Below are 21,545 nucleotides of genomic sequence, written 5' to 3' on the forward strand. Positions count from 1 at the left end.
GCTTGTGATAGCATTCAGGTTTTTTGCTTCATTTCTTTTTGGGAGCAAAGAGCATAAAGTGGAAAAATAATGCGAACAATTGGAACCCAATACCAGTTAAAGTAACACCAGACCAACCATAGTTTTGCCACATTAATGTACCAATCAATGAACCCAGTGAACCGCCGATGAAATAGAAAAACATAAAGACGGTATTGTTACGATTGCTGGCTTCTTCTCCCAAATTTTGGACGCGTGTTTGATTGGCTACTTGCCCAAATTGGGTACCGATATCTAAAACAATAATTGCTAAGGTTAGTAAGACCACATGTGTTCCACCTAGAAAAAGTAAGATAAAACTACCGAACTGCATCAACAGGCCAATCAAAACAATCTTCCGTTCTGGATAATAATCGGATAGACGACCAATAATGGGTGCTACGAAAGCTCCCGATAAACCAAAAATTGCTAGAATACCGACTTCTTTCGGTCCCCAATAATAAGCTGGACTACTAACAAAGAAAATTAATGTAGACCAAAAGATTGAAAAGGTTGCAAACATAAAAAAGCCATTGACAGTTGCTTCTCTTAACAAAGGTTGCGATTTGATTAGCTTAGGAAGACTTTTCAAAGAACCCAAATAAGTTAATCGATTTGAAGTTTGAGTATGTATCACTGTTTTGGGCAATTTTAATTGGAGTAGAACGACCAATGCTAACACGAATATTACGGCGATTAGGTACACTGTTCGCCAAGAAGCTGCACTAGCAATGAAACCCGAAATCGTTCGAGACAATAAAATCCCTGTCAATAGTCCGCCAAGCATTCGACCTGTTACTTTACCACGGTTCGCTGGCCCCGCCATGACCGCTGCATAAGGAATAATAATTTGGGCGACAATAGAGAGCAACCCAATAAAAAAAGAAGAGAGTGCAAACAGGAGAAAACTTGGTGCAAAAAACGCAGCACTTAGAGACAGCGAGGAGAGTGCGGCTACTCGAATGATTAATTTGCGGCGATCAACGACATCGCCTAATGGAACAAGAAAAAGTAAGCCTAGCGCATACCCTAATTGGGTCAGCATAGTAACAAAACCAATAGAACCAATACTGACTTGAAAGGCCTGAGCAATTTGGGTGCCAATTGGTTGAATATAATACATATTGGCGACCACGACCCCGCAAGTTAACGCTAATAAAAACGTCACTTGATTTGTTAAACCCGATTGTTGTTTCTTCATCTAACCACCTACATTTCTATGTAATTCATTTTGTAATACAACAACTACTCGGTAATAGTTGTTTTGACTAAAAAACAGACTTCTCTTATAAAGTTTGTTCAAAAAGTGACAAGTCCATTAAAAAGTTTATCACAATAAATAAAGAAAAGTAAGAGGATAAATAACAAAAATCTCATCAAAACGAAAAGAAGAAGTGGTTGTTTTCACAAGTGTAGAGAGGGTTAATTAAATACAAACAAGATTTCAATTACATTACAGAAATTTTAAAACTCAAAATTTAATACGTTTATTTCTTGTTTCAATAGGAAATTAACGGTAAAATAGAAAAGTGAGACAGTGAGGAGGAAAAATGAATGAGCGAACAGTTAACAAGAAGTAGTAAACATATTCAAAAAGCTCTTAAAAAGCAAAAAGCTTATAAACGTGCTACCGCCGTTGCGGGGACTTCAATGATTTTAGCACCTGTGGTTGGTGCTGCGGTACCTGCCCAAGCAGAATCAAGCCAGCAAGCATTTATTAATGAAATCGGAAATTCAGCAGCAGCCGTTGCCAATAGCAATGATATGTATGCTTCCGTCATGATTGCTCAAGCGTTGCTAGAAAGTAGTTATGGTAGTTCTGGGTTAGCATCTGCACCGAACTATAACTTGTTTGGTGTAAAAGGAAGTTATAATGGACAATCTGTTTATATGCCAACAAAAGAATATTTAGACGGACAATGGGTGACCGTCACAGCAGCATTTAGAAGTTATAATTCTTATGCGGAATCGTTCCAAGATCATGCCAATGTTATTCGTTCCACTGCTTTTGGGGATACATACCATTATTCAGGCGTTTGGAAGAGTAATACTAGCAGTTATCGCGATGCAACAGCCGCTTTAGCTGGAAGTTATGCAACTGATCCAGGCTATGCCGAAAAATTGAATTGGTTAATTGAAGCATATAATTTAACTCAATATGATTGGGGAGCACCAGTCGCTCAAACCACTAGTTATTCAGATACAACGGGAACCGTTGATACAACAATCGATACAGCGGCTTCTGCAACAGCAACAGCAGAAACTGTAGCTAGTCAAAGTTACACTGTCGCAAACGGCGATACATTGTGGGACATTGCTGCACGTTTTGGAACGACAGTTGATAATTTAATGTCACTAAATGGATTAACATTGGATTCTGTTTTATCGGTGGGTCAAACCATCCAAATCGGTTAATTTTGCAATTATTTAGTTGAAGAAAGACCTTACAAAAGCAGTAGTTTTTGTAAGGTCTTTTATCGTGAAAATAGGTAGGGCCAGCAGCAATTATTTGATGAGTATAATCCGTTTTTTTATTTAATTTTTCACAAACTAAAATTCGTTTTTCTGGTAGAAATCGTTTTTTTGAGCTATGCTTAGAGAAAGAATTATTATATTGTTTGTAAAATTGGAGGATGTAGGATTATGACTAAAGGTTATGTAAAATCAGTAACAGAGTTAATTGGTCAAAGCCCAGTTGTGAAATTAAAACGGATGGTACCAGAAGGAGCTGCAGATGTTTTTGTTAAACTAGAGTTCTTTAATCCTGGTGGCAGTGTGAAAGATCGAATTGCTTTAAGCATGATTCAACAAGCCGAAGCAGATGGTCGCCTAAAACCTGGACAAACGATTATTGAGCCGACTAGTGGTAATACAGGCATTGGGTTAGCAATGGTAGGTGCTGCGTTGGGATATCCAGTTAAGATTGTGATGCCAGATACTATGAGTATTGAACGCCGCAAATTAATGCAAGCATATGGGGCTGATTTATTATTAACCCCTGGTGCCGAAGGAATGAAAGGGGCAATTGCAAAAGCTACAGCATTAGCAGAAGAACACGGGTACTTCATGCCTTTGCAATTTAATAATCCAGCTAATCCAATGGTACATGAACAAAAAACAGGAAAAGAAATTGTTGATGTCTTTGGTAAACGTGGCTTAGATGCGTTTGTTTCTGGTGTTGGCACTGGAGGAACCGTTACAGGAGTTGGCCATGAATTGAAACGGATTTTTCCAGATATTGAAATTGTTGCAGTAGAACCAACAGAGTCGCCTGTTTTAGAAGGTGGCGAACCAGGTCCACATAAAATCCAAGGAATAGGCGCTGGCTTTGTCCCAGACGTTTTAGACACCACCGTTTATCAAAAAGTTGCCGCCGTTTCTAGTGAAGACGCATTAGAAACTGCTCGTTTAATGGGGCCAAAAGAAGGCATCCTTGTGGGGATTTCAGCAGGGGCAGCAATTAAAGCTGCCATTGATTTGGCAGTCGAATTAGGCGCAGGCAAACGTGTCTTAGCGTTGGTTCCGGATAACGGTGAACGTTATCTTTCGACAGCTCTTTACGAATTTCCAGAATAAAAAACACGCCAAAAAACGAGCATTTCTCTTAGTTTAGTAAAATGCTCGTTTTTTCCACGAGAATCCTACAATAATTCTTGTCAATCGTAATAAGAAATAGTATTATTTAAGAAAGATAGACAGGGGAGGGATACAAAGATGGACAACGTATTGGTTAAAAATGCACTTGCTGAATTAAAAGAAGCCAATATCCGAATTACTCCGCAACGTTATGCTATCTTGGAATATTTAATCGAAAATCATACACACCCAACAGCTGATGAAATTTATCGCGCACTAGAAGATCATTTTCCAAATATGAGTGTAGCAACGGTTTACAACAATCTACGTTTATTTACTGAAATCGGTTTCGTTCAAGAAATGAGTTATGGCGATGCATCTAGTCGTTTTGATTTTAGTTCGAAGAAACATTATCACGTGATTTGTCAAAAATGTGGTAAAATCGTTGATTTTCATTATCCAGGGTTAGAGGACGTTGAAATGGCCGCTAGTAAATTAACAGGCTTCGAAATTAATGAACATCGTTTAGAATTATATGGATTATGTCCAGATTGCCAACAAGCACAACAGGAGAATGTGTAAAAAATTACATACTGTTAAAAATTTATCAAAAGATAAGTCACTTGTCTAGGCAAATTTCACAAGCGTAAGAGTTTTCACTCTTATGCTTGTTTTTTTGTGTGGTTATTGACTTTTAAATTCTTAAAAACAAAAAATTAACTAGCTATTATTAAGAATTAGCAACAGTTTGTGAATTTTTTTATATGCGATTCACAAGCATAGAACTCGAATAAGCTTGATTCCTCTGATATATTTTAAACAGACAGAGGGAGACGTCACCTCTGCAAAACAAAGATTGTGAAAGAAGGGATTTACAACATGAAAGTCGTAGTCGTAGGATGTACCCATGCTGGAACTTCAGCAGTTAAAAGTATTTTAGCAAATCACCCGGAGGCGGAAGTCACTGTATATGAAAGAAATGACAATATTTCCTTCCTATCTTGCGGAATTGCCTTGTACGTTGGAGGCGTAGTTAAAAATGCTGCTGATCTATTTTATTCAAATCCAGAAGAACTGGCTTCTTTAGGAGCAACAGTGAAGATGGAACACAATGTTGAAGAAATCAACGTGGACGACAAAACTGTTATAGCGAAAAACTTACAAACGGGTGCAACAGAGACCGTTTCTTATGATAAATTAGTAATGACAACTGGTTCTTGGCCAATTATTCCACCAATTCCAGGAATTGATGCTGAAAATATTTTATTATGTAAGAACTATTCACAAGCCAACGTGATCATCGAAAAAGCGAAAGATGCCAAACGTGTCGTTGTCGTTGGTGGCGGTTATATTGGTATTGAATTAGTAGAAGCTTTTGTAGAATCAGGTAAACAAGTTACTTTAGTTGACGGGTTAGACCGCATTTTAAATAAATATTTAGATAAACCATTCACAGATGTTCTAGAAAAAGAATTAGTTGATCGTGGCGTTAATTTAGCTTTAGGTGAAAATGTCCAACAATTCGTAGCAGATGAGCAAGGAAAAGTAGCAAAAGTCATTACACCAAGTCAAGAATTCGAAGCAGATATGGTGATTATGTGTGTTGGTTTCCGTCCAAATACAGAATTATTAAAAGATAAAGTTGACATGTTACCAAATGGTGCAATCGAAGTCAATGAGTATATGCAAACAAGCAATCCTGATATTTTTGCTGCGGGTGATAGTGCAGTTGTTCACTACAACCCAAGTCAAACAAAAAATTATATCCCATTAGCAACGAATGCTGTTCGTCAAGGTATGCTAGTAGGTCGTAATTTGACTGAACAAAAATTGGCTTATCGTGGCACACAGGGAACTTCTGGCTTATATTTATTCGGTTGGAAAATTGGTTCAACAGGTGTGACAAAAGAAAGTGCCAAATTAAACGGACTAGATGTCGAAGCAACTGTTTTCGAAGATAACTATCGTCCAGAGTTTATGCCAACAACTGAAAAAGTTCTGATGGAATTAGTTTATGAAAAAGGAACACAACGCATTGTTGGTGGTCAATTGATGTCTAAATATGATATCACACAATCTGCCAATACTTTATCATTAGCGGTCCAAAATAAAATGACTGTCGAAGATTTAGCGATTTCTGATTTCTTCTTCCAACCACATTTTGATCGCCCTTGGAACTACTTAAACTTATTAGCCCAAGCCGCTTTAGAAAATATGTAATTAATAATAGAAAAAGGATGAAGAACAGAAGTTCTTCATCCTTTTTGTTAGTCACTAAGCGCTCCAGTTGTTTGGTTCATTAATGCCATTAATTGCTCTTTCGTTGTTCGTTTGATAGAAAGAGGGGGGAGATTATCTAAAGAAAAATAAACACAATTCGAGGTTTCAATGTTTTTTTCAAAGGGATGATTTTCTAAAATCTCACAAGAAAAGATCATTTTATAGTACTGAAATAGTTGAGGAATGTCTTTTCGTTTATCTGTATCATAAACAGCAAGCAATTCTTTTGCTGTAACAACTAAGCCAGTTTCTTCCAATACTTCTTTTTCAATATTTTCTTTAGGGGAGTAGCCAATTTCGGCATAGCCACCAGGTAATGACCATTCTTTGGTCCGTAAATCTTCAACTAATAAAAAACGATTCTCTTTTTTTATCAAACCGCGAACATCTACTTTCGGTGTTGGATAACCTTCCTCTTTAGTTAAGATTTTTTCTAAGTCGGGCAAGACAGTCGCTTCGTGTCCGGTTGCGCTAATAAGTTGTAACGTAAGTTCCCGTAGTTCTTGGTAACGTTCTTGATCAAAAGCATCTTTCCCGTAAAAAAGACCTGCATCTGCCAATGCTAGCAACCGCTTATAGGTGTTCAGATAATCCATATACGCACGCTCCTCATAGACTTAATACGTTTAGTTTAACAGAAAAAAATAAAGGAAGGGCAGATTAAGTGAAAAAAGGAGTCGGTTTAAGGAAATAATAAAGAATAAATGACTAGCTTACATTTTTAAACTACTTATGCTATTATTTAATAAAAAGGATCGTGTATACAATAATTTTGTTATGTAAACAAAAAGGAGGTTGTAAATTGAAAGAATTCACAATTATGAGGGAAAAAAATGCAGATAAAAAGACTCAGATAGCACAAGAGGTATTGTTTAATCTTCCAGAATGGTTTGGCCTTGAAAAAGAGACCCGTAAGTATATCGATATAGCTAGTACTTTACCTATGTGGGTGGCAAAGGATGTAGAGAATAAAATACTCGGTTTTATAACACTTTCAGAAACAAGTAAAGATACAGTAGAAATCCATTGTATGGCAGTTAAAAAGCGGTATCATCGCAAAGGTGTCGGCAAGTTATTGATAGAAAGCGTGGAAACGTATTCTAAAAATAACTATTTTTTTATTCAAGTCAAAACAGTTGACGAAGGAAATTATTCCGTGTACGATCATACTATTCGTTTTTACGAATCATTGGGTTTTAAGCGCCTTGAGGTTTTTCCGACATTATGGGACGCTTGGAATCCTTGTTTAATTTTAATTAAACAGTTGATTTAATCTACAAAGGAGTTTTAGTATGTCAGTATTTATTAGAGAGTGTACCGTCGCAGACGTACCAGAATTAGAGGCCATTTGCCAAGAGACTTTTGCAGATACTTATGGAAATGGCGAAAACGAAGAGGATTTACAGGCACATTATGAGAGGAAATTTAGTCCAGCAGTTTTAGAAAGCGAAATCTTACATAAAGATTCGCAATATTTCTTTGCTTTTTATAATAATGAACTTGCAGGTTATGTGAAATTAAATCACGGTGATGCTCAGATTACCTATCAACATCCACAAGCGTTACAAGTTGAGCGCATTTATATTCGTAAATCTTTTAAGCGTTTAGGCTTAGGCAAACATTTGATTACGAAAGCAATTGAATTAGCGGAAGAAGCAGAAAAAGAGACGGTTTGGTTAGGTGTTTGGGAACATAATCATCCAGCGCAAAAATTTTATCAATCATTAGGCTTCGTCAAAACAGATGAACATGATTTTTATATGGGAAATGAACGTCATACCGATTATACAATGACGAAACAGTTAAAAGAGTCAACGTAAAGCAAAAACAAGGAAACGGACGCAATGAAGCCGACGATTCCTTGTTTTTTTATCTTAAAATTGTGAAGGGGATTTTCCATAATATTTTTTGAATAATTTACTGAAATGATAGGCATCTTCGTAACCAACCGTTTTTGCCACTTCTTTGACACTTAAGGAATCATTTTTCAGCAATTCTTTCGCATGGTTTAAGCGGATTTGAATTAAATAATTGATTGGCCCAACGCCTGTGGCCGCTTTAAAGGTTTTCGACAAATAAGTCGGGGTAACATATAACATTTCTGCTAACTGTTCCAAAGTAATTTCTTCGTCATGGTGCGTTTCCAGATAATAAATCGTATGATTGACTAAATTTCGTTTTCTTTTTTCCGTTTTCGATAGCCGAGTTTCAATTTTATTTTCTTGATCAACTGCTAAGCTTCTTAAAATATAGACCAATAGTTCAATAACTAAAGCTTTAATTTGTAACGCTGATTCAACTTCTTGATGGTTTAATTCATGAACAATTTGCCAAGCTTTTTCTAAAAAAGCACCATGTAAATGACTTAAATCTAATAAAGCTGATTTATTTGGAAATACGTTTCGCGCTAAGCCTTCTAAATAGAGATTTGAAATGCCAATGTGTAGTTGATGTGAGTAAGTTCCTGCTTTTTGTTGCTCACCATGTTCCGTTCGCGGATTAAAAAGAAACACCGTACCAGCAGTGGCATGGTACTGTTGCCCTTGAACAATATATTCAGATTCACCTTCTAAAAGAATAGATATTTCCAGAAATTCATGATGATGACAATTATAAGGGTGGGTCTCTTCGTTCCAAGGATCGAAGGCATATAAAATTTCAGGATTAAACGTTCGACTATTTGTGTAGTTCATAAAAAATCACTCCTACTTGTATCCGCTTTCTATACTATATTGTACATCAAAATATACAAGAATGCCCATTTCTTTTCCTATAAAAAAACAGTAATCTTATACACGTCCATAAAAACAAGAGAGAGTAGGGGAGAAAATGAATAGTTTTGAATGGATTTGGCAATATGCTAAAAAAAATAAGAATAAGTTACTGCTAGCTGTTATTTTTGTCGTTATTAACGCTATTTTAATTGTTATTATTCCATTGTTATCTGGCAGAATTGTAGACCAAGTAATCAATCAGGGGAAAACTGAAGAGCTTGTCCCAATTCTTGGGGTTATGATTGGGGTGACCGTTATTCGGACAGTTGTTCGTTATAGTTATCAAGTCTTGTTTGAATCGGTTGGACAATCTGCGTTATTTGACTTAAGAAAAGATATGTATGTCAAACTTCAAGAATTAGATTTTGATTTCTTTAATCATACACGTGTTGGCGATATTATGGCGCGAATGACAGGGGATACAGACGCTATCCGCCATTTTGTTTCTTGGGTCACTTATAACCTCTTAGAATGTATTTTATGGTTCATCGCAGCCGTGATTGTGATGGGGACGATCAATTGGCAATTGATGCTAGCATTAATTTTAATTACACCTTTGATTTTTCTGTTAACACAAAAAATGTCGAAGGAATCGCATCCGGTATTTTTTGAGATCCGGGAAAGTTTTTCTCGGCTAAATTCGATGGTCGAAGAAAATATTGGTGGAAATCGGGTGGTTAAAGCTTTTTCTCAAGAACCTTATGAAATTGAAAAGTTTAACAAGCACAATGAAGACTATAAAAAATGGAATATGGCTTCTGCAGATGTCTCAAAAAAATATTTACCGTGGTTAGACGGTTTTGCAGGTAGTTTAAATGTTATTGCCTTAGTTCTTGGTGGCCTCTTTGTAATTCAAGGTCGGATGACAATTGGTGATTTAGTGGCCTTTAACGGTTTTCTCTGGATGTTGAACATGCCGATGCGAATGAGTGGCTGGTTGATCAATGATGTGCAACGCTTTACGGCATCGTCCATTAAAATTCGTCAGTTATTAGCAACGAAACCGAAGATTCCCATTGCTCGGGAAAAAGAAGCAGAACCAATCCAAGGCTATGTGACGTTTGATCACGTGTCCTTTCATTTTTCAGATGATCCAGAAACCCCCATTTTATCGGATGTTTCATTTTCAGCAAAACCTGGTGAAACAATTGGTATTTTAGGGGAAACTGGTTCAGGCAAAACCACTTTAGTTAACTTAATCGCTCGGTTCTATGATCCAACAAAAGGCACTGTTTATATTGATGGAAAAGATGCTAAAAGCTATTCTGTTCGTAAATTGCGAGAAAATATCTCCATGGTTATGCAAGATGTCTTTCTTTTTTCCAATACAATAGAAGATAACATTGCTTTTGGTAACACATTGGCTAACTTGGAACAAGTGCAAATGATGGCTGAAATTGCTGATGCCCATAGCTTTATTTCCAGAATGCCCGAAGGTTATGCAACAATTGTTGGTGAACGCGGCGTTGGCCTATCTGGTGGCCAAAAACAGCGGATTTCACTGGCCCGTGCCTTAACCAAAGATCCAGCTATTTTAATTTTAGATGACACAACTTCCGCTGTTGATATGGAAACAGAATCAAAAATTCAAAAAGAACTAGGTCGTTTGACGGAAAAGAAAACGACATTTATTATTGCCCACCGAATTTCTTCTGTGAGAGAGGCCAATTTAATTTTGATGATGGAAAAAGGCCGTGTGGTAGAAAGCGGTACGCATAGCGAATTAGTCGAACAAAGAGGCAAATATTTTGACGTATATCAAAAACAATTAGGTCTGACAAAGGAAGGTGAGTCGCGTGGCTAGAAATACGTTTGATGTAGATGAGACTTTAGAAAAAGAATTTAATTGGTCCCACTATAAACGATTAGGCGCCTATATTAAGCCTTACAAAAAAGCTGTTTTTAAAACATTATTTGTCATCATATTAGCTAATCTGGCAAGTATGTTAGGCCCTTACTTTACTAAAATTGCGATTGACCAAGTAATTCCACAAAAGAATCTCTCGTTACTCTTGATACTAGGAGCTATTTTCCTATTTTCCTTGGTGATTATTGGTTGGTGTATGCGCTATCGGATATATGCCATCACAGAAATTGGACAAGATATTTTAAAAGATATGCGTTTTTCAATTTTTGAGCATCTACAAAAATTACCATTTTCTTACTTTGACAGTCGGCCGCATGGGAAAATCTTAATTCGGGTGGTCAATTACATCAATACGTTAAGTGATTTATTAAGTAACGGATTGATCAATTTAATTTCTGATTTATTTAATGTGATTATTACCTTAATTTTCATGTTATTTATTGATGTGAAATTAACCTTATACAGTTTACTGCTATTGCCTGTGTTGTTCGTGATGGTTCTATTTATTCAAGGGAAACAACGGAAAGCTTACCAAGAGCTTAGCAATAAACAATCAAACTTAAATGCCTATATTCATGAAAGTATTTCAGGAATTAAAATTACACAATCTTTTGCACGAGAAGATGAAAATTTCCAGATTTTTAACGAGGTAAGCGAAGAATATCGTCAATCCTTTATGAAAGCTGTGCGTGTCCAGTATTTATTATGGCCAGCAGTGCAAAATATATCCGTCATTACGACTTGTTTTATCTATTTCGTAGGAATCCGTCAATTAGGTGTGTCCGTTACTACTGGGACGCTAATTGCTTTTATCGGTTATATCAATAACTTTTGGAATCCAGTCATCAATATTGGTAACTTCTACAATTCTCTGATTACTGCAACTGCCTATTTGGAAAGGATTTTTGAAACGATGGATGTTGTTCCAGAAATTCAAGATGCGCCGCATGCTATTGCGTTGCCGCCAATTAAAGGAACCGTTGACTTTCAGCATGTTTATTTCCGTTATGAAGAAGGGAAAAATATTTTGACCGATGTTAGTTTTCATATTGAGCCAGGACAAACAATCGCCTTGGTTGGGCCAACAGGTGCGGGTAAAACAACAATCATCAATTTGTTAAGTCGTTTTTATGATGTGAATGAAGGGGCCGTTAAAATTGATGGTTATGATGTTCGCGATGTGACACTCCGTTCGTTAAGGAAACAAATGGGGGTAATGCTTCAAGATACGTTTATTTTTTCAGGAACAATTATTGAAAACATTCGGTACGGAAATTTAGCAGCCACAGAGGAAGAAGTTATCCAAGCCGCAAAAATTGTTCGTTCGCACGACTTTATCAAGGATTTAAAAGATGGCTATGAAACAGTTGTGGAAGAGCGGGGGAGTACACTCTCGGCAGGACAACGCCAATTAATTTCATTTGCTCGTGCTTTACTGGCAGATCCCAAAATTTTAATTTTAGACGAAGCAACCTCCAGTATTGATACAAAAACAGAAGAATTGTTACAAGAAGGACTACAACAACTTCTGAAAGGACGGACATCGTTTATTATTGCTCATCGACTTTCTACCATCAAAAATAGCGATAAAATTTTCTATATTGATGGTGGTCGTATTGTGGAAGAAGGATCTCATGATCAACTAATGGCAAAACATGCGTTATATCATCATTTATATCAATCGCAATACGACTTATTAAAGAGTTAGATGATAAAACAGAGAAAATTCTTAGTTGAATCTTTCTCTGTTTTTCTGTATCGTAACCTTAACAAAGGAAAAAATGATGAGGTGCCAAATGAAACGGAATTTTGAAGTGGAATTAACAACATTATGTATGATTAGAAATCAGAAAAATGAAATCCTTGTGCAAGAACGACAAAAAAAGGATTGGCCTGGTTGGACGTTCCCTGGCGGACATGTTGAAAAAAACGAGGGCATGGAAACAGCCATGGTTCGCGAACTCCTTGAAGAAACAGGATTAGTGCTGAAGCCAGAATTAGTAGGTGTTGCAGAATGGCTGAATGATTGTTCAGGTGCGCGGGAATTAGCCACATTATTCATTGCAGAAACAGCGGATGAACTACCAGAAGAAACGGAACAACCCTTGTTTTGGGTCACTGAAAAAGAATTGCGAGAAGGTCCTTTAGCTGGCAGTTTAGCAGAACTTTTCCCAGTATTTTTTGGCGAAAAGCAATTTTATTTAAAAAATAATACAGCTTAATGATTCAAACCTAAAAGATTAAATCAATCCCACTTATTAAAAGAGAGGAAATCTAAAATTAAACATTGCTATTTATAAGCAATGTTTGCTATTCTTAATAAAAGGGAATTAATTTTTTATATAATGAGGGGGAAAAAGTGTGTTAAAAAGAAAAGTGGGGATTATCGCAGGCGTTTTCTGTTCAGCTTTGTTACTGACAGGCTGTGGCAAAAGCGCGAAAGATGAGTTCATTCAAGGAATCGGCAATCAAAACGCACAAGAATCTGGGGTTTGGGATTTCTCTATGTCAATTAGTGACATGAAATTTTCACAAGAAGATGGTGCACAAACGAATCCTATGATTGGGATGCTCATCACGCAAATCAAAGACGCATCGCTTTCTGGGAAGATTCAAGTAGATGCCAAAAAAGAAAAAGCATTCAACTTAGAGATGAAATTAAAAGCGATGGGCATGGATGTACCGATTTCATTGGTTGGATCATTAGATAACGAGGGCAAAGAGCCAAAACTCTATTTAGCAACAGATATGATGGAATATATTGTCGCTGTCGCAGACTCAATGACTGACGGTGCTATTGATAGTTCTCAGTTAGATACAGAAAAACTAAAAGGAAAATACATTGATCTTTTAGCCGTGAACGAGGAAAGTGCGAAAGAATGGCAAGATACAATCAAAGAGTATCAGGAATCGGAAAAAGAACGAAAACAGTCTGCTAAGGCATACAAAGAGTTTTTAGAAGGATTAGACAAGGATACGTTCGAGAAAAAAGGGGATACCATTACCCATACGTTTACAAAAAAAGAATTACAAAAGTTAATCAAAATTACGACAGAAACATCTGAGAAAGGTAAAGAACAAGATCCTTTCGAAAAAGTCAAAGATGTTTCTGCCAAAGTTTCCGTTAATACAAAAGAAAATAAAACAAATATGTTGATTAATGTGAAACCGCAACAAGACAAGAACGTTGACATGGGACTTGAATCATTATCTAGTAAAATTAGCATTACACAAAAAGCCAAAAAAGCGATGATTTCAATGCCTAAGAAAGAAAATATTTTATCAGAACAAGAAGTTGAAAAAATTTTTTCCGATAGCACCTCTATGACAGGTCTATCGACAGAAGACACGACTGTTGCAATCAATCAATAACCATGAATTAATGCTTTGTATAACTTGCTGCCTAAATTATGCTAGGTCTTTTTTGAATAAAAAACTGCAGCAAACAATCAAAGAAAATTTAATTAACAAACATAATTTTTATAACGTAAATGACAAAACCAGTCTAGATAACTAAAGACTGGTTTTGTTTGATTTTCAATGCTTTTTACTCTACTTTGTATAATGTATATTATGTAAACTAGAGTAAAATAAAAAACTTTAGCCGATAAATTGCCACTTCTCCTTTCGACTAATCAATTCACCCAACTAACCTTACAGTAGTTTGCTAAGCTAGTTGGGTGAATTGATTATTTAAACCTTGGATTGTTCATTTCTTGATGAATTTCTTTGCTCGCTTCATATAGAAACAATGCTTGTTTTTTACTTGATGCATAATCGACAATGGGTTTTGGATAATTTTCTCCTAAATGTACATGATATTGCGTTTGTAAGGCTTCGTTCATTAGATTTGGTTGATGAATATACTTTTGTGGCACTTGCTTAAGTTCTGGAACATATTTTTTGATAAACTGGCCGTCATTATCAAATTTTTTTGACTGGATAATTGGATTAAAAATCCGAAAATACGGGACAGCGTCCGTTCCCGTTGAAGCAGCCCATTGCCAGCCACCGATATTATTGGCGGCATCATAATCAATCAACATTTTTTGAAAGTATTTTTCACCCCAACGCCAATCGATGTGCAAATTTTTAACTAAAAAAGAGGCAGTTATCATTCTTAAGCGGTTGTGCATCCAACCAGTTTGATTCAGTTGTCGCATGGCGGCATCAATTATAGGGTACCCCGTCTCCCCTTTTTGCCACTTGACAAACATTTCTGGGTCATTTGCCCATTGAATATAACGAAATTTTTCTTGAATAGCTTCCTCTTTTTGTTGTGGAAACGTACTATAGATCATATTGTAAAAGTCGCGCCAAGCTAATTCTTTTTTAAAGGTTTCTTTACTTAAGCTAGAAGGCGCAGATGCAAGCTCTTGCCAAATGGTGCGAATCGAAAGTTCTCCCGTTCTTAAAAAAGTAGACAGATGACTCGTTTGATCCTGATAAGGAAAATCACGCTTATTTTCATAGGATTGAAGTTTTTGATCAATAAAAGTATTTAAGCACCTTCTGGCTGTTTTTTCGCCGACACTATAGTGTTTTAAAGGAATCCTCGCAATCTGTTCACGATAAGCTGCTTCCTCTTCTGGAAAAAGACACGCACTAAAAATTTTTTCAGCTGTATAGGAAACAGGAATCGGTGTTTCTTTAGGCGCCTCTTTCCATTTATTGTAATAGGGCGTAAACACTTGGTACTTGCTGCCATCGTTCTTCTTAATTTCTTCAGAGCCATGCAAATAGGCATCTTGAAAAGAGAAAGACTGAATATTATTTTCTTCAAAAAAGCGCATAGCTTGCTGGTCCCGCTTTGCCCCAAAGCCACAAGTATCTTCATTAAAATAAATGGCCTGCCAATCGGGTAATTTGCGTTTCAAACGTGAAAATAAATCTAACGGTTCGCCGACCATGATTTGTAAATGTGCCTCTTGATCGATTCGTTCTTTAAACGAGGCTAAACTTGCAAAAAAAGCGTTATGATTAGCACTTTCTTGAATAAATTGTTGAGGATTCATTTGGAATAATAAAATCAATTCATCAGCTGCAGAATTTTGTAACGCGTGTGCTAATGCTTTATTATCTTGTAATCGTAAATCACGTCTAAACCACATTACTCTTTTCATTTTTAAATCCTCCTAAATACTTCGTCTTGCTTATCGTAACCGTGACTGCTGATTTTTAAAAGTAACTTGCCTAGACTTTTCAAAAAGCCGGTAAAAACTGAGTTTTCAGCTTTTACCGGCTTTTTGATTAAATTAATAGGAAATATTAAAAGCTTTCATATCTTTCTCAATATATTGCAGGACTTCTGTATTGCCAAAAAATTGTGTAAAATAATAGGCTTGACGATAGTCATCGGCTGTGTCTTCCCCGAGCATTTGTTTGTTAAAGGCTTTTTCATATAAAAGATAATCTAGCAAATAAATGGAGTGTTTGTCACGACAAATCTGAATCCCTTTTTCGCTTAAAATGACACTTTTTTGGTAATCTTTTATTTCCGAGTAGAATTTAGCAGAATTATAATAAATTCTACAACGCTCCAAGGAACATTCTAATTTAAATTGTTCCAATTCTTGTAATGATTTTTCGTAATACACTTGCGCTTTTCTCATATCTTTTTCCAGTTCGTATAGCGTACCTAGCGCATTCAGGCTTAAAATGTTGTAAATATTGACTTTACGGTCAATTTCCGCGCCCCGGTATAGGTAAAACAAGGCCTCTGCTTTATCTTTTTTTCCTAATAAACAAGTAATTCCCTTATAATATAACAATTTAGTCGTTAGTTCATTATTAGATAAGATAAGACCTTCAGGCACTTCTTGTAATAATTTGTAGGCCTCTAAGTGAAATAACCGTAAAGATAAATCCTCGACTTTGTTTAGTAGATTTTCAATTTTCTTTTCTTCAGAAATCATCATGCATTCTTCTACTTCTAAATCTAATCGGAGGCAAATAGATGAGAAAATATCTAAACTGTCACATAGATTACGGTTTTCAATATTACTAATTGTTGCTTGCGTACAGATGCCGTTAGCCAGCTCTGATTGTGTGATTTTTTTAAGTTTTCTCGCTTGTTTTATTTTGTCTCCTGCTACCTTCACGAACAGACCTCCACTTGTATTATTATGTAAATTCATTAAAAGATGTTATACTTTGATTATCAATTAAAGGAGGTACATGCTATGTTTGATTTACTTGCATTATTGACTGGAACATCAACTTATGGCAACGTTCCCCATGTTTAATTAGTCAATGCGTGTCAAGTATGGTCTTCCATACTTGGCATGTTTCCTTTAAAACTGACTCAATCATACTACAAACGGATAGACAAATACAACCGAAAATTATTGGTTTTTTCTTAAGAAAAAGAACAGCAAGAAGTATTCATCACTTCTTGCTGTTCTTTTGTTTAGTTAGGTGTATTTAGATTTAAAATAATTTGTTTCTTCTTTTTAACAACCTTGCGGATAATCTCTAATTAATTGTTGATACCAATAAAAAGAATCTTTCCGATAACGGTCTAATGTTCCTGTACCATCGTCATGTTTATCCACGTAAATAAAGCCATAACGTTTTTTCATTTCACCTGTTGTGGCACTGACTAAATCAATCGGTGCCCAAGTTAAATAACCAATTACCTCAATAAAATCTTCTGTCATGGCTTTTTGGACTTGCTCAATATGTTGTTGCAAATAGTGAATACGATAGGTGTCATGCACAGTGCTGTCTTCAAAAACATCAACAGCCCCTAAGCCATTTTCCGTTATCATAATTGGTAACCCATAACGTTGGTAAAGCATGTTTAATAAATAACGAATGCCCATAGGATCAATTGCCCAACCCCATTTAGAAACTTCCAAGTGAGGATTTTGAGTGCCACCCCATAGAGAACTTTCAGCGTCGTCGTCTCCTTCAAATTTCGCAACTTCGCTAGCATAATAGTTTAAACCAATCCAATCAATTTTACCTTCGGAAAATGCTTCCTGATCTTCGGGCGAAATAGTAATGTGGAGTCCAAGTTTCTCGTATTCCTTTTGTTTATATAGTGGAAAGGCCCCATTGCACATTGCATCTATCTGATAAAAATCACGAGTTGTTTGTTTTAATGAATTTAACGCATTCGTTGGATGGCAATCTTTGGCATAAGCGGGTGTCAAACCAAAAACACAACCAATTTGGAAATCAGGATTAATTTTATGACCTAATTGAACAGCTTTTACTCCGGCCAGTGTCATATTATAGCCGATTTCGGCTAACACTTGTGGCCGATTTTGGATTTTACCGTATTCTAAACCTGTCAAAATATAGGTGAAAGGTTCAGAAGCGTTTGAGGTCGGATCGAGGTGATTCATTTCGTTAAACGTAGACCAATAAGTAACCTTCTCTTTAAACGATTCAAAAACAGTCTGACAGTAATGCAAATAATAATCAATAACTTTCCGATTTTTCCATGAACCATATTGTTTGACTAAATGAACTGGCATTTCAAAATGATACAAAGTGACAATTGGTTCGATTCCCTGACTGAGTAATTCATCAATGATTTGATGATAGAAAAACAAACCTTCTTCATTCGGTTCGGTTTCATCTCCTTTTGGAAAAATTCGTGACCAATCAATAGAGATACGAAGTGAGGTAAAACCCATTTCCGCAAATAAGGCGATATCTTCCTGATAGCGATGGTAAAAATCAATGCCAGTGTGTGAAGGATAATATTTGTCTGCCTCAATGGTTTGGGTGATTTCTCGTGGCTGATCTACAGCACCCACTGTAACCAGATCCATGATTGCTAAGCCTTTGCCGCCTTCTTGATAAGCGCCTTCTAATTGATGAGCGGCGATACTGCCGCCCCATAAAAATTTTTTGTTTTTCATGATCGGTGTCTCCTTTTTATAATACAATATTTAGCATTTCTTGATCATACGAAGCACATTCTCCTGTAGTTCCGATAACATCTAAAAATTCATTTGTATTGGTAATTACACAAATAACAGTATCTGAAAGTCCCTGTTGGCGAATGTAATCAAAATCAACGGTGACTAATGATTGTCCTTGTTGAACATGCTCGCCTTCTGTCACATGGACAGTGAACCCTTTACCATTTAAAGAAACAGTATCAATACCGATATGAATCAACAATTCGACACCATCTGCATTTTTAAGTCCGATGGCATGCTTTGTCGGGAAAACAGAAACAACTTCGCCAGAAAAAGGGGCAACCACTTCGGTATCAGTTGGAACGATACCAACGCCTTTACCTAATGCTTCTGTTGAAAAAGCCGCATCTTCTACTTCACTTAGAGGGATGACGGTTCCTTTAATTGCTGCAAAAACAGGATTTTTGGTCAGTAGTCGTTCTTTTTGTGTTGTTTTGTTAGTCGTTGTTTCTTTAGGTAGTTCTTTTTCTTCTGATGGAATCCCTAGGATAAACGAAGCAACCGCTGCACCGACAAAACCGACAATTACTGCGATTAGCATAGCCATAAAGTTCTTCGTATCATTTGTTTTGCCTAAATAAGAAGGCAAACTAGTTAGGCCCCACACATAGCCATAAGTTTTGACTTTCAACAGTCCAGCAATTAGTCCTCCTAAACCACCGCCAATCATTACAGCGATAAACGGCCGGCGGAATTTTACGAATACACCATAGACAGCAGGTTCCGTCACTCCCATCAATGCAGTAAAACTAACTGAGCCAAATAATTCACGTTGTTTTGCTTGACGAGCACGCAGGAAGTAACCAAACATGGCTCCCGCAACAGCAATATCTGAAATTGTTGAAGCATGTAAAAAGATGCTATCATAACCTTGCTCGCTTAACATTTGCATAATAACTGGCATAACGAAATTACCAGCACCCAGTAAAATTAAGAATGGTTGGCAAGCGGCATATAAGGCTGTGACAGCCCATGAACCAACTGTATTTTGTAAAATATCACAAACGAAGAACAACGCATCACCAATCCATGTACCTAATGGTCCAAAAATTAATAATGTCACTGGTAAGGTAATCAGCATAATTAGTAATGGATTTAAAAAATATTGCAAGGCATCAGGTATCCATTTTTTAAAGCGCTCAGTTAAAATCCCCATAAACCAAACACCTAAAAAGATTGGCACAAAACTATTTGAATACGTAATTTGTGGTAAACCTAACCCAAAAATACTTAGACCTTTTACACCGTCAATTGAATCAGACAATAACGTAACCGCTAACAAAACGGCTAAATAGGGACTCGCTTTGAGACGTTTAGCTGCCGATGCTGCAATAAACACTGGTAAAAATTGAAAAGCAGCAGTACTAATCGTGTTTAACACAATGAACGTGGAGCTATCTTCTTGGATAATTCCAAGTAATTTAAATAATGATAAAAAGCCTGCCAAAATCCCGGCAACAAAAATTGGTTCGATTAAAGGTGTCATTGTTTCACTCACGACATCCACAATTGCTTTGAATGGATTAGTCTTTTTCTTTGGTGCGTCTGTAGTTGTTTCTCCTATTCCTAACATAGGTAATAATTCTTGATAAATATCTTTCACCTGTGTTCCGACAACGACTTGATAAGCCACATTATTGTCGATAACGTCAATCACTTGTTTCATTTCTTGGATTTCGGCTGTTTGGGCTTTACTACGATCTTTTAATTGAAATCTCAAGCGCGTGACACAGTGTGCAACACTATCAATATTTTCTGGTCCACCAACTAAGACAATTAATTCTTTTAAAAATGTTTCATATTTCATTTTCTACACATCGCTTTCTTTTCGCTTTTCTGTTCGTTCAGTCATGCGATGAATGTGCATCATTAAGTATGTTTTTTCATCTTCAGAAATCAGTTTTCCAAAAGTGCCAATGACATACAATTCGATTTTTTTCACCGCACCATAAGCTTCTGGGTAGAGCTGTGAAATTTGTTGATATAACTCAGAATCGTTTTCACTATACGTATCATTGGTTAAAATCCGTTGGACGAAGTATTGTAAATGCTGCATGAAACGCGTGTAATTAATGGATTCATGATTCATTGGCGCACCAAAATGGTATTGAACGATGGACACAATATCTTTCATAATTTCTGTGACTTTTTCATTCTCTTGGCTATTTTGTACAGCTTCTTGGATATTTACCAAATGTAACGCAATTGAAGCAGCTTCGTCTTCTGGAAATGAAACGTTGTATTCTTTGTTTAATCGTTCCACCACTTCTACTCCTAATTGATAGGACTTCGGATAATAGCGCCGTACTTCCCAAAGAAGAGGATTGGAAATATATTGGCCTTTCTTACCACGTTTCAGGGCGTAATCAATATGATCTAAAAGCGTTAAATACAGGTAATCAGTTGCTTTTTTTTGAAAAAGCTCCTCCGCTCGTAAAATAATGCTACGAACAATTTCAAATAATGATTCTTCTGTATTCGCTAACAAATAACTAAAATGCTCTAAAACATCTGCCGAGTCTAACACAAAGACTTTGTCTACTTCTTCTTTAGAAACTGATTGGCCTACTTTTTTTCGAAAAGCAATTCCTTTAGAATAGACGATTACCTCATTGGTTCCTTTTGTTAAAATCGCTACATTGTTATTTAGTATTTGTTTGACTTTCATATAACCCCTTCTTCCTATAAAAAACCGCGAAAAAAACTCAACAAACAAACTGTCATCCTTAACCCATGTAAAGATTTATAACAGTTGTCTGTTGAGTTCTGCCTGGTCGAACCAGTGACATACTCTTTTCTTGCAACCCCTTGTTGCAATCGTTTTCTTCTTACCCTTATAGTAACAATTTTTATTCGAAATTACAACATCTTTTTGTCTGTTTTATCATTTTCCCTTAATTCCAAAGCACAGAGATTAAATAATACAACAACATGATCCCTACAAATACACCGAGCATTAGTAAAACATACCACCAATTTTTGGCGCTATAGGTTTCATTTTGATTTTTTTCGGTTCGTTTACCTGCAACCCATTTCCATAAATCGTAATTATTCATCTCTCTCACCACCTTTAACGGGTTTATTAGTAAGCCT

General features: G+C 36.3%; 19 protein-coding genes. 10 read left to right on the top strand and 9 right to left on the bottom strand.

Going from position 1 to position 21,545, the window contains the following annotated elements; genetic code table 11:
- Nucleotides 1–28: 28 nt before the first annotated feature.
- Nucleotides 29–1,219: an MFS transporter gene (locus tag IGM13_RS07015; protein ID WP_002420192.1), complete on the bottom strand. Its 1,191-nt coding sequence runs from the start codon at nt 1,217–1,219 to the stop codon at nt 29–31.
- A 353-nt stretch (nt 1,220–1,572) separates the two neighbouring features.
- On the opposite strand from IGM13_RS07015, the gene IGM13_RS07020 reads away from it, so the two are divergent.
- The 4 genes from IGM13_RS07020 to IGM13_RS07035 all read left to right on the top strand — a co-directional run bounded on the left by IGM13_RS07020 (nt 1,573) and on the right by IGM13_RS07035 (nt 5,814).
- A complete protein-coding gene (locus IGM13_RS07020; RefSeq protein ID WP_002357562.1) occupies nt 1,573–2,433 on the top strand; it encodes a glucosaminidase domain-containing protein in 861 nt (286 codons plus the stop codon).
- A gap of 228 nt (nt 2,434–2,661) precedes the next feature.
- A complete protein-coding gene (cysK, locus tag IGM13_RS07025; protein WP_002366697.1) occupies nt 2,662–3,594 on the top strand; it encodes a cysteine synthase A in 933 nt (310 codons plus the stop codon).
- 138 nt (nt 3,595–3,732) lie between these two features.
- Nucleotides 3,733–4,176, top strand: coding sequence for a Fur family transcriptional regulator (locus IGM13_RS07030; protein WP_002357560.1), 444 nt, complete (start codon nt 3,733–3,735; stop codon nt 4,174–4,176).
- Nucleotides 4,177–4,473: 297 nt separating this feature from the next.
- The gene (locus IGM13_RS07035; RefSeq protein ID WP_002357559.1) at nt 4,474–5,814 is read left to right on the top strand and encodes an NADH oxidase; all 1,341 of its coding nucleotides are present in this window, start codon (nt 4,474–4,476) and stop codon (nt 5,812–5,814) included.
- A gap of 47 nt (nt 5,815–5,861) precedes the next feature.
- Here the strand turns inward: IGM13_RS07035 and IGM13_RS07040 are convergent, their stop codons facing one another.
- A complete protein-coding gene (locus IGM13_RS07040; RefSeq protein ID WP_002420191.1) occupies nt 5,862–6,470 on the bottom strand; it encodes an NUDIX hydrolase N-terminal domain-containing protein in 609 nt (202 codons plus the stop codon).
- Nucleotides 6,471–6,694: 224 nt separating this feature from the next.
- Here IGM13_RS07040 and IGM13_RS07045 point away from each other — a divergent pair, with 224 nt between their 5' ends.
- Both IGM13_RS07045 and IGM13_RS07050 read left to right on the top strand, forming a co-directional pair.
- A complete protein-coding gene (locus IGM13_RS07045) occupies nt 6,695–7,147 on the top strand; it encodes a GNAT family N-acetyltransferase (RefSeq protein WP_033591669.1) in 453 nt (150 codons plus the stop codon).
- A gap of 19 nt (nt 7,148–7,166) precedes the next feature.
- On the top strand, nt 7,167–7,694 hold the full coding sequence (locus tag IGM13_RS07050) for a GNAT family N-acetyltransferase (RefSeq protein WP_002420189.1): 528 nt from the start codon (nt 7,167–7,169) through the stop codon (nt 7,692–7,694).
- Nucleotides 7,695–7,748: 54 nt separating this feature from the next.
- On the opposite strand, the gene IGM13_RS07055 is transcribed toward IGM13_RS07050, so the two are convergent.
- Nucleotides 7,749–8,567: a helix-turn-helix transcriptional regulator gene (locus IGM13_RS07055; protein ID WP_002357554.1), complete on the bottom strand. Its 819-nt coding sequence runs from the start codon at nt 8,565–8,567 to the stop codon at nt 7,749–7,751.
- Nucleotides 8,568–8,703: 136 nt separating this feature from the next.
- On the opposite strand from IGM13_RS07055, the gene IGM13_RS07060 reads away from it, so the two are divergent.
- The 4 genes from IGM13_RS07060 to IGM13_RS07075 all read left to right on the top strand — a co-directional run bounded on the left by IGM13_RS07060 (nt 8,704) and on the right by IGM13_RS07075 (nt 13,887).
- Nucleotides 8,704–10,452 carry an ABC transporter ATP-binding protein gene (locus tag IGM13_RS07060; protein ID WP_002420188.1) on the top strand — a complete coding sequence of 583 codons (1,749 nt, stop codon included), beginning with the start codon at nt 8,704–8,706 and terminating at the stop codon, nt 10,450–10,452.
- On the top strand, nt 10,445–12,223 hold the full coding sequence (locus IGM13_RS07065; protein ID WP_086269713.1) for an ABC transporter ATP-binding protein: 1,779 nt from the start codon (nt 10,445–10,447) through the stop codon (nt 12,221–12,223). The genes IGM13_RS07060 and IGM13_RS07065 overlap by 8 nt, the downstream gene beginning before the upstream one ends.
- Nucleotides 12,224–12,311: 88 nt before the next feature.
- Entirely contained in the window at nt 12,312–12,737 is a 426-nt protein-coding gene (locus IGM13_RS07070) for an NUDIX domain-containing protein (RefSeq protein ID WP_002420187.1), read from the top strand.
- 139 nt (nt 12,738–12,876) lie between these two features.
- Nucleotides 12,877–13,887, top strand: a complete 1,011-nt coding sequence (locus tag IGM13_RS07075; protein WP_002420186.1) for a hypothetical protein — start codon at nt 12,877–12,879, stop codon at nt 13,885–13,887.
- Nucleotides 13,888–14,204: 317 nt separating this feature from the next.
- Here the strand turns inward: IGM13_RS07075 and IGM13_RS07080 are convergent, their stop codons facing one another.
- The 6 genes from IGM13_RS07080 to IGM13_RS07105 form a co-directional block, all read right to left on the bottom strand.
- A complete protein-coding gene (locus IGM13_RS07080) occupies nt 14,205–15,638 on the bottom strand; it encodes a cryptochrome/photolyase family protein (protein ID WP_002420185.1) in 1,434 nt (477 codons plus the stop codon).
- A 132-nt stretch (nt 15,639–15,770) separates the two neighbouring features.
- The gene (locus tag IGM13_RS07085; RefSeq protein WP_002378272.1) at nt 15,771–16,652 is read right to left on the bottom strand and encodes a helix-turn-helix domain-containing protein; all 882 of its coding nucleotides are present in this window, start codon (nt 16,650–16,652) and stop codon (nt 15,771–15,773) included.
- Nucleotides 16,653–16,967: 315 nt separating this feature from the next.
- Nucleotides 16,968–18,389, bottom strand: coding sequence for a family 1 glycosylhydrolase (locus IGM13_RS07090; RefSeq protein WP_025188671.1), 1,422 nt, complete (start codon nt 18,387–18,389; stop codon nt 16,968–16,970).
- 16 nt (nt 18,390–18,405) lie between these two features.
- Nucleotides 18,406–20,259, bottom strand: coding sequence for a beta-glucoside-specific PTS transporter subunit IIABC (locus tag IGM13_RS07095; RefSeq protein WP_002420183.1), 1,854 nt, complete (start codon nt 20,257–20,259; stop codon nt 18,406–18,408).
- Between the two features lie 3 nt (nt 20,260–20,262).
- Entirely contained in the window at nt 20,263–21,120 is an 858-nt protein-coding gene (locus IGM13_RS07100) for a PRD domain-containing protein (protein WP_002420182.1), read from the bottom strand.
- Nucleotides 21,121–21,346: 226 nt separating this feature from the next.
- Nucleotides 21,347–21,508 carry a hypothetical protein gene (locus tag IGM13_RS07105; RefSeq protein WP_010715217.1) on the bottom strand — a complete coding sequence of 54 codons (162 nt, stop codon included), beginning with the start codon at nt 21,506–21,508 and terminating at the stop codon, nt 21,347–21,349.
- Between the last annotated feature and the right edge of the window lie 37 nt (nt 21,509–21,545).

Source organism: Enterococcus sp. DIV0561, from assembly GCF_050539875.1.
In the GTDB taxonomy this organism is placed as follows: Bacteria; Bacillota; Bacilli; order Lactobacillales; family Enterococcaceae; genus Enterococcus; species Enterococcus faecalis.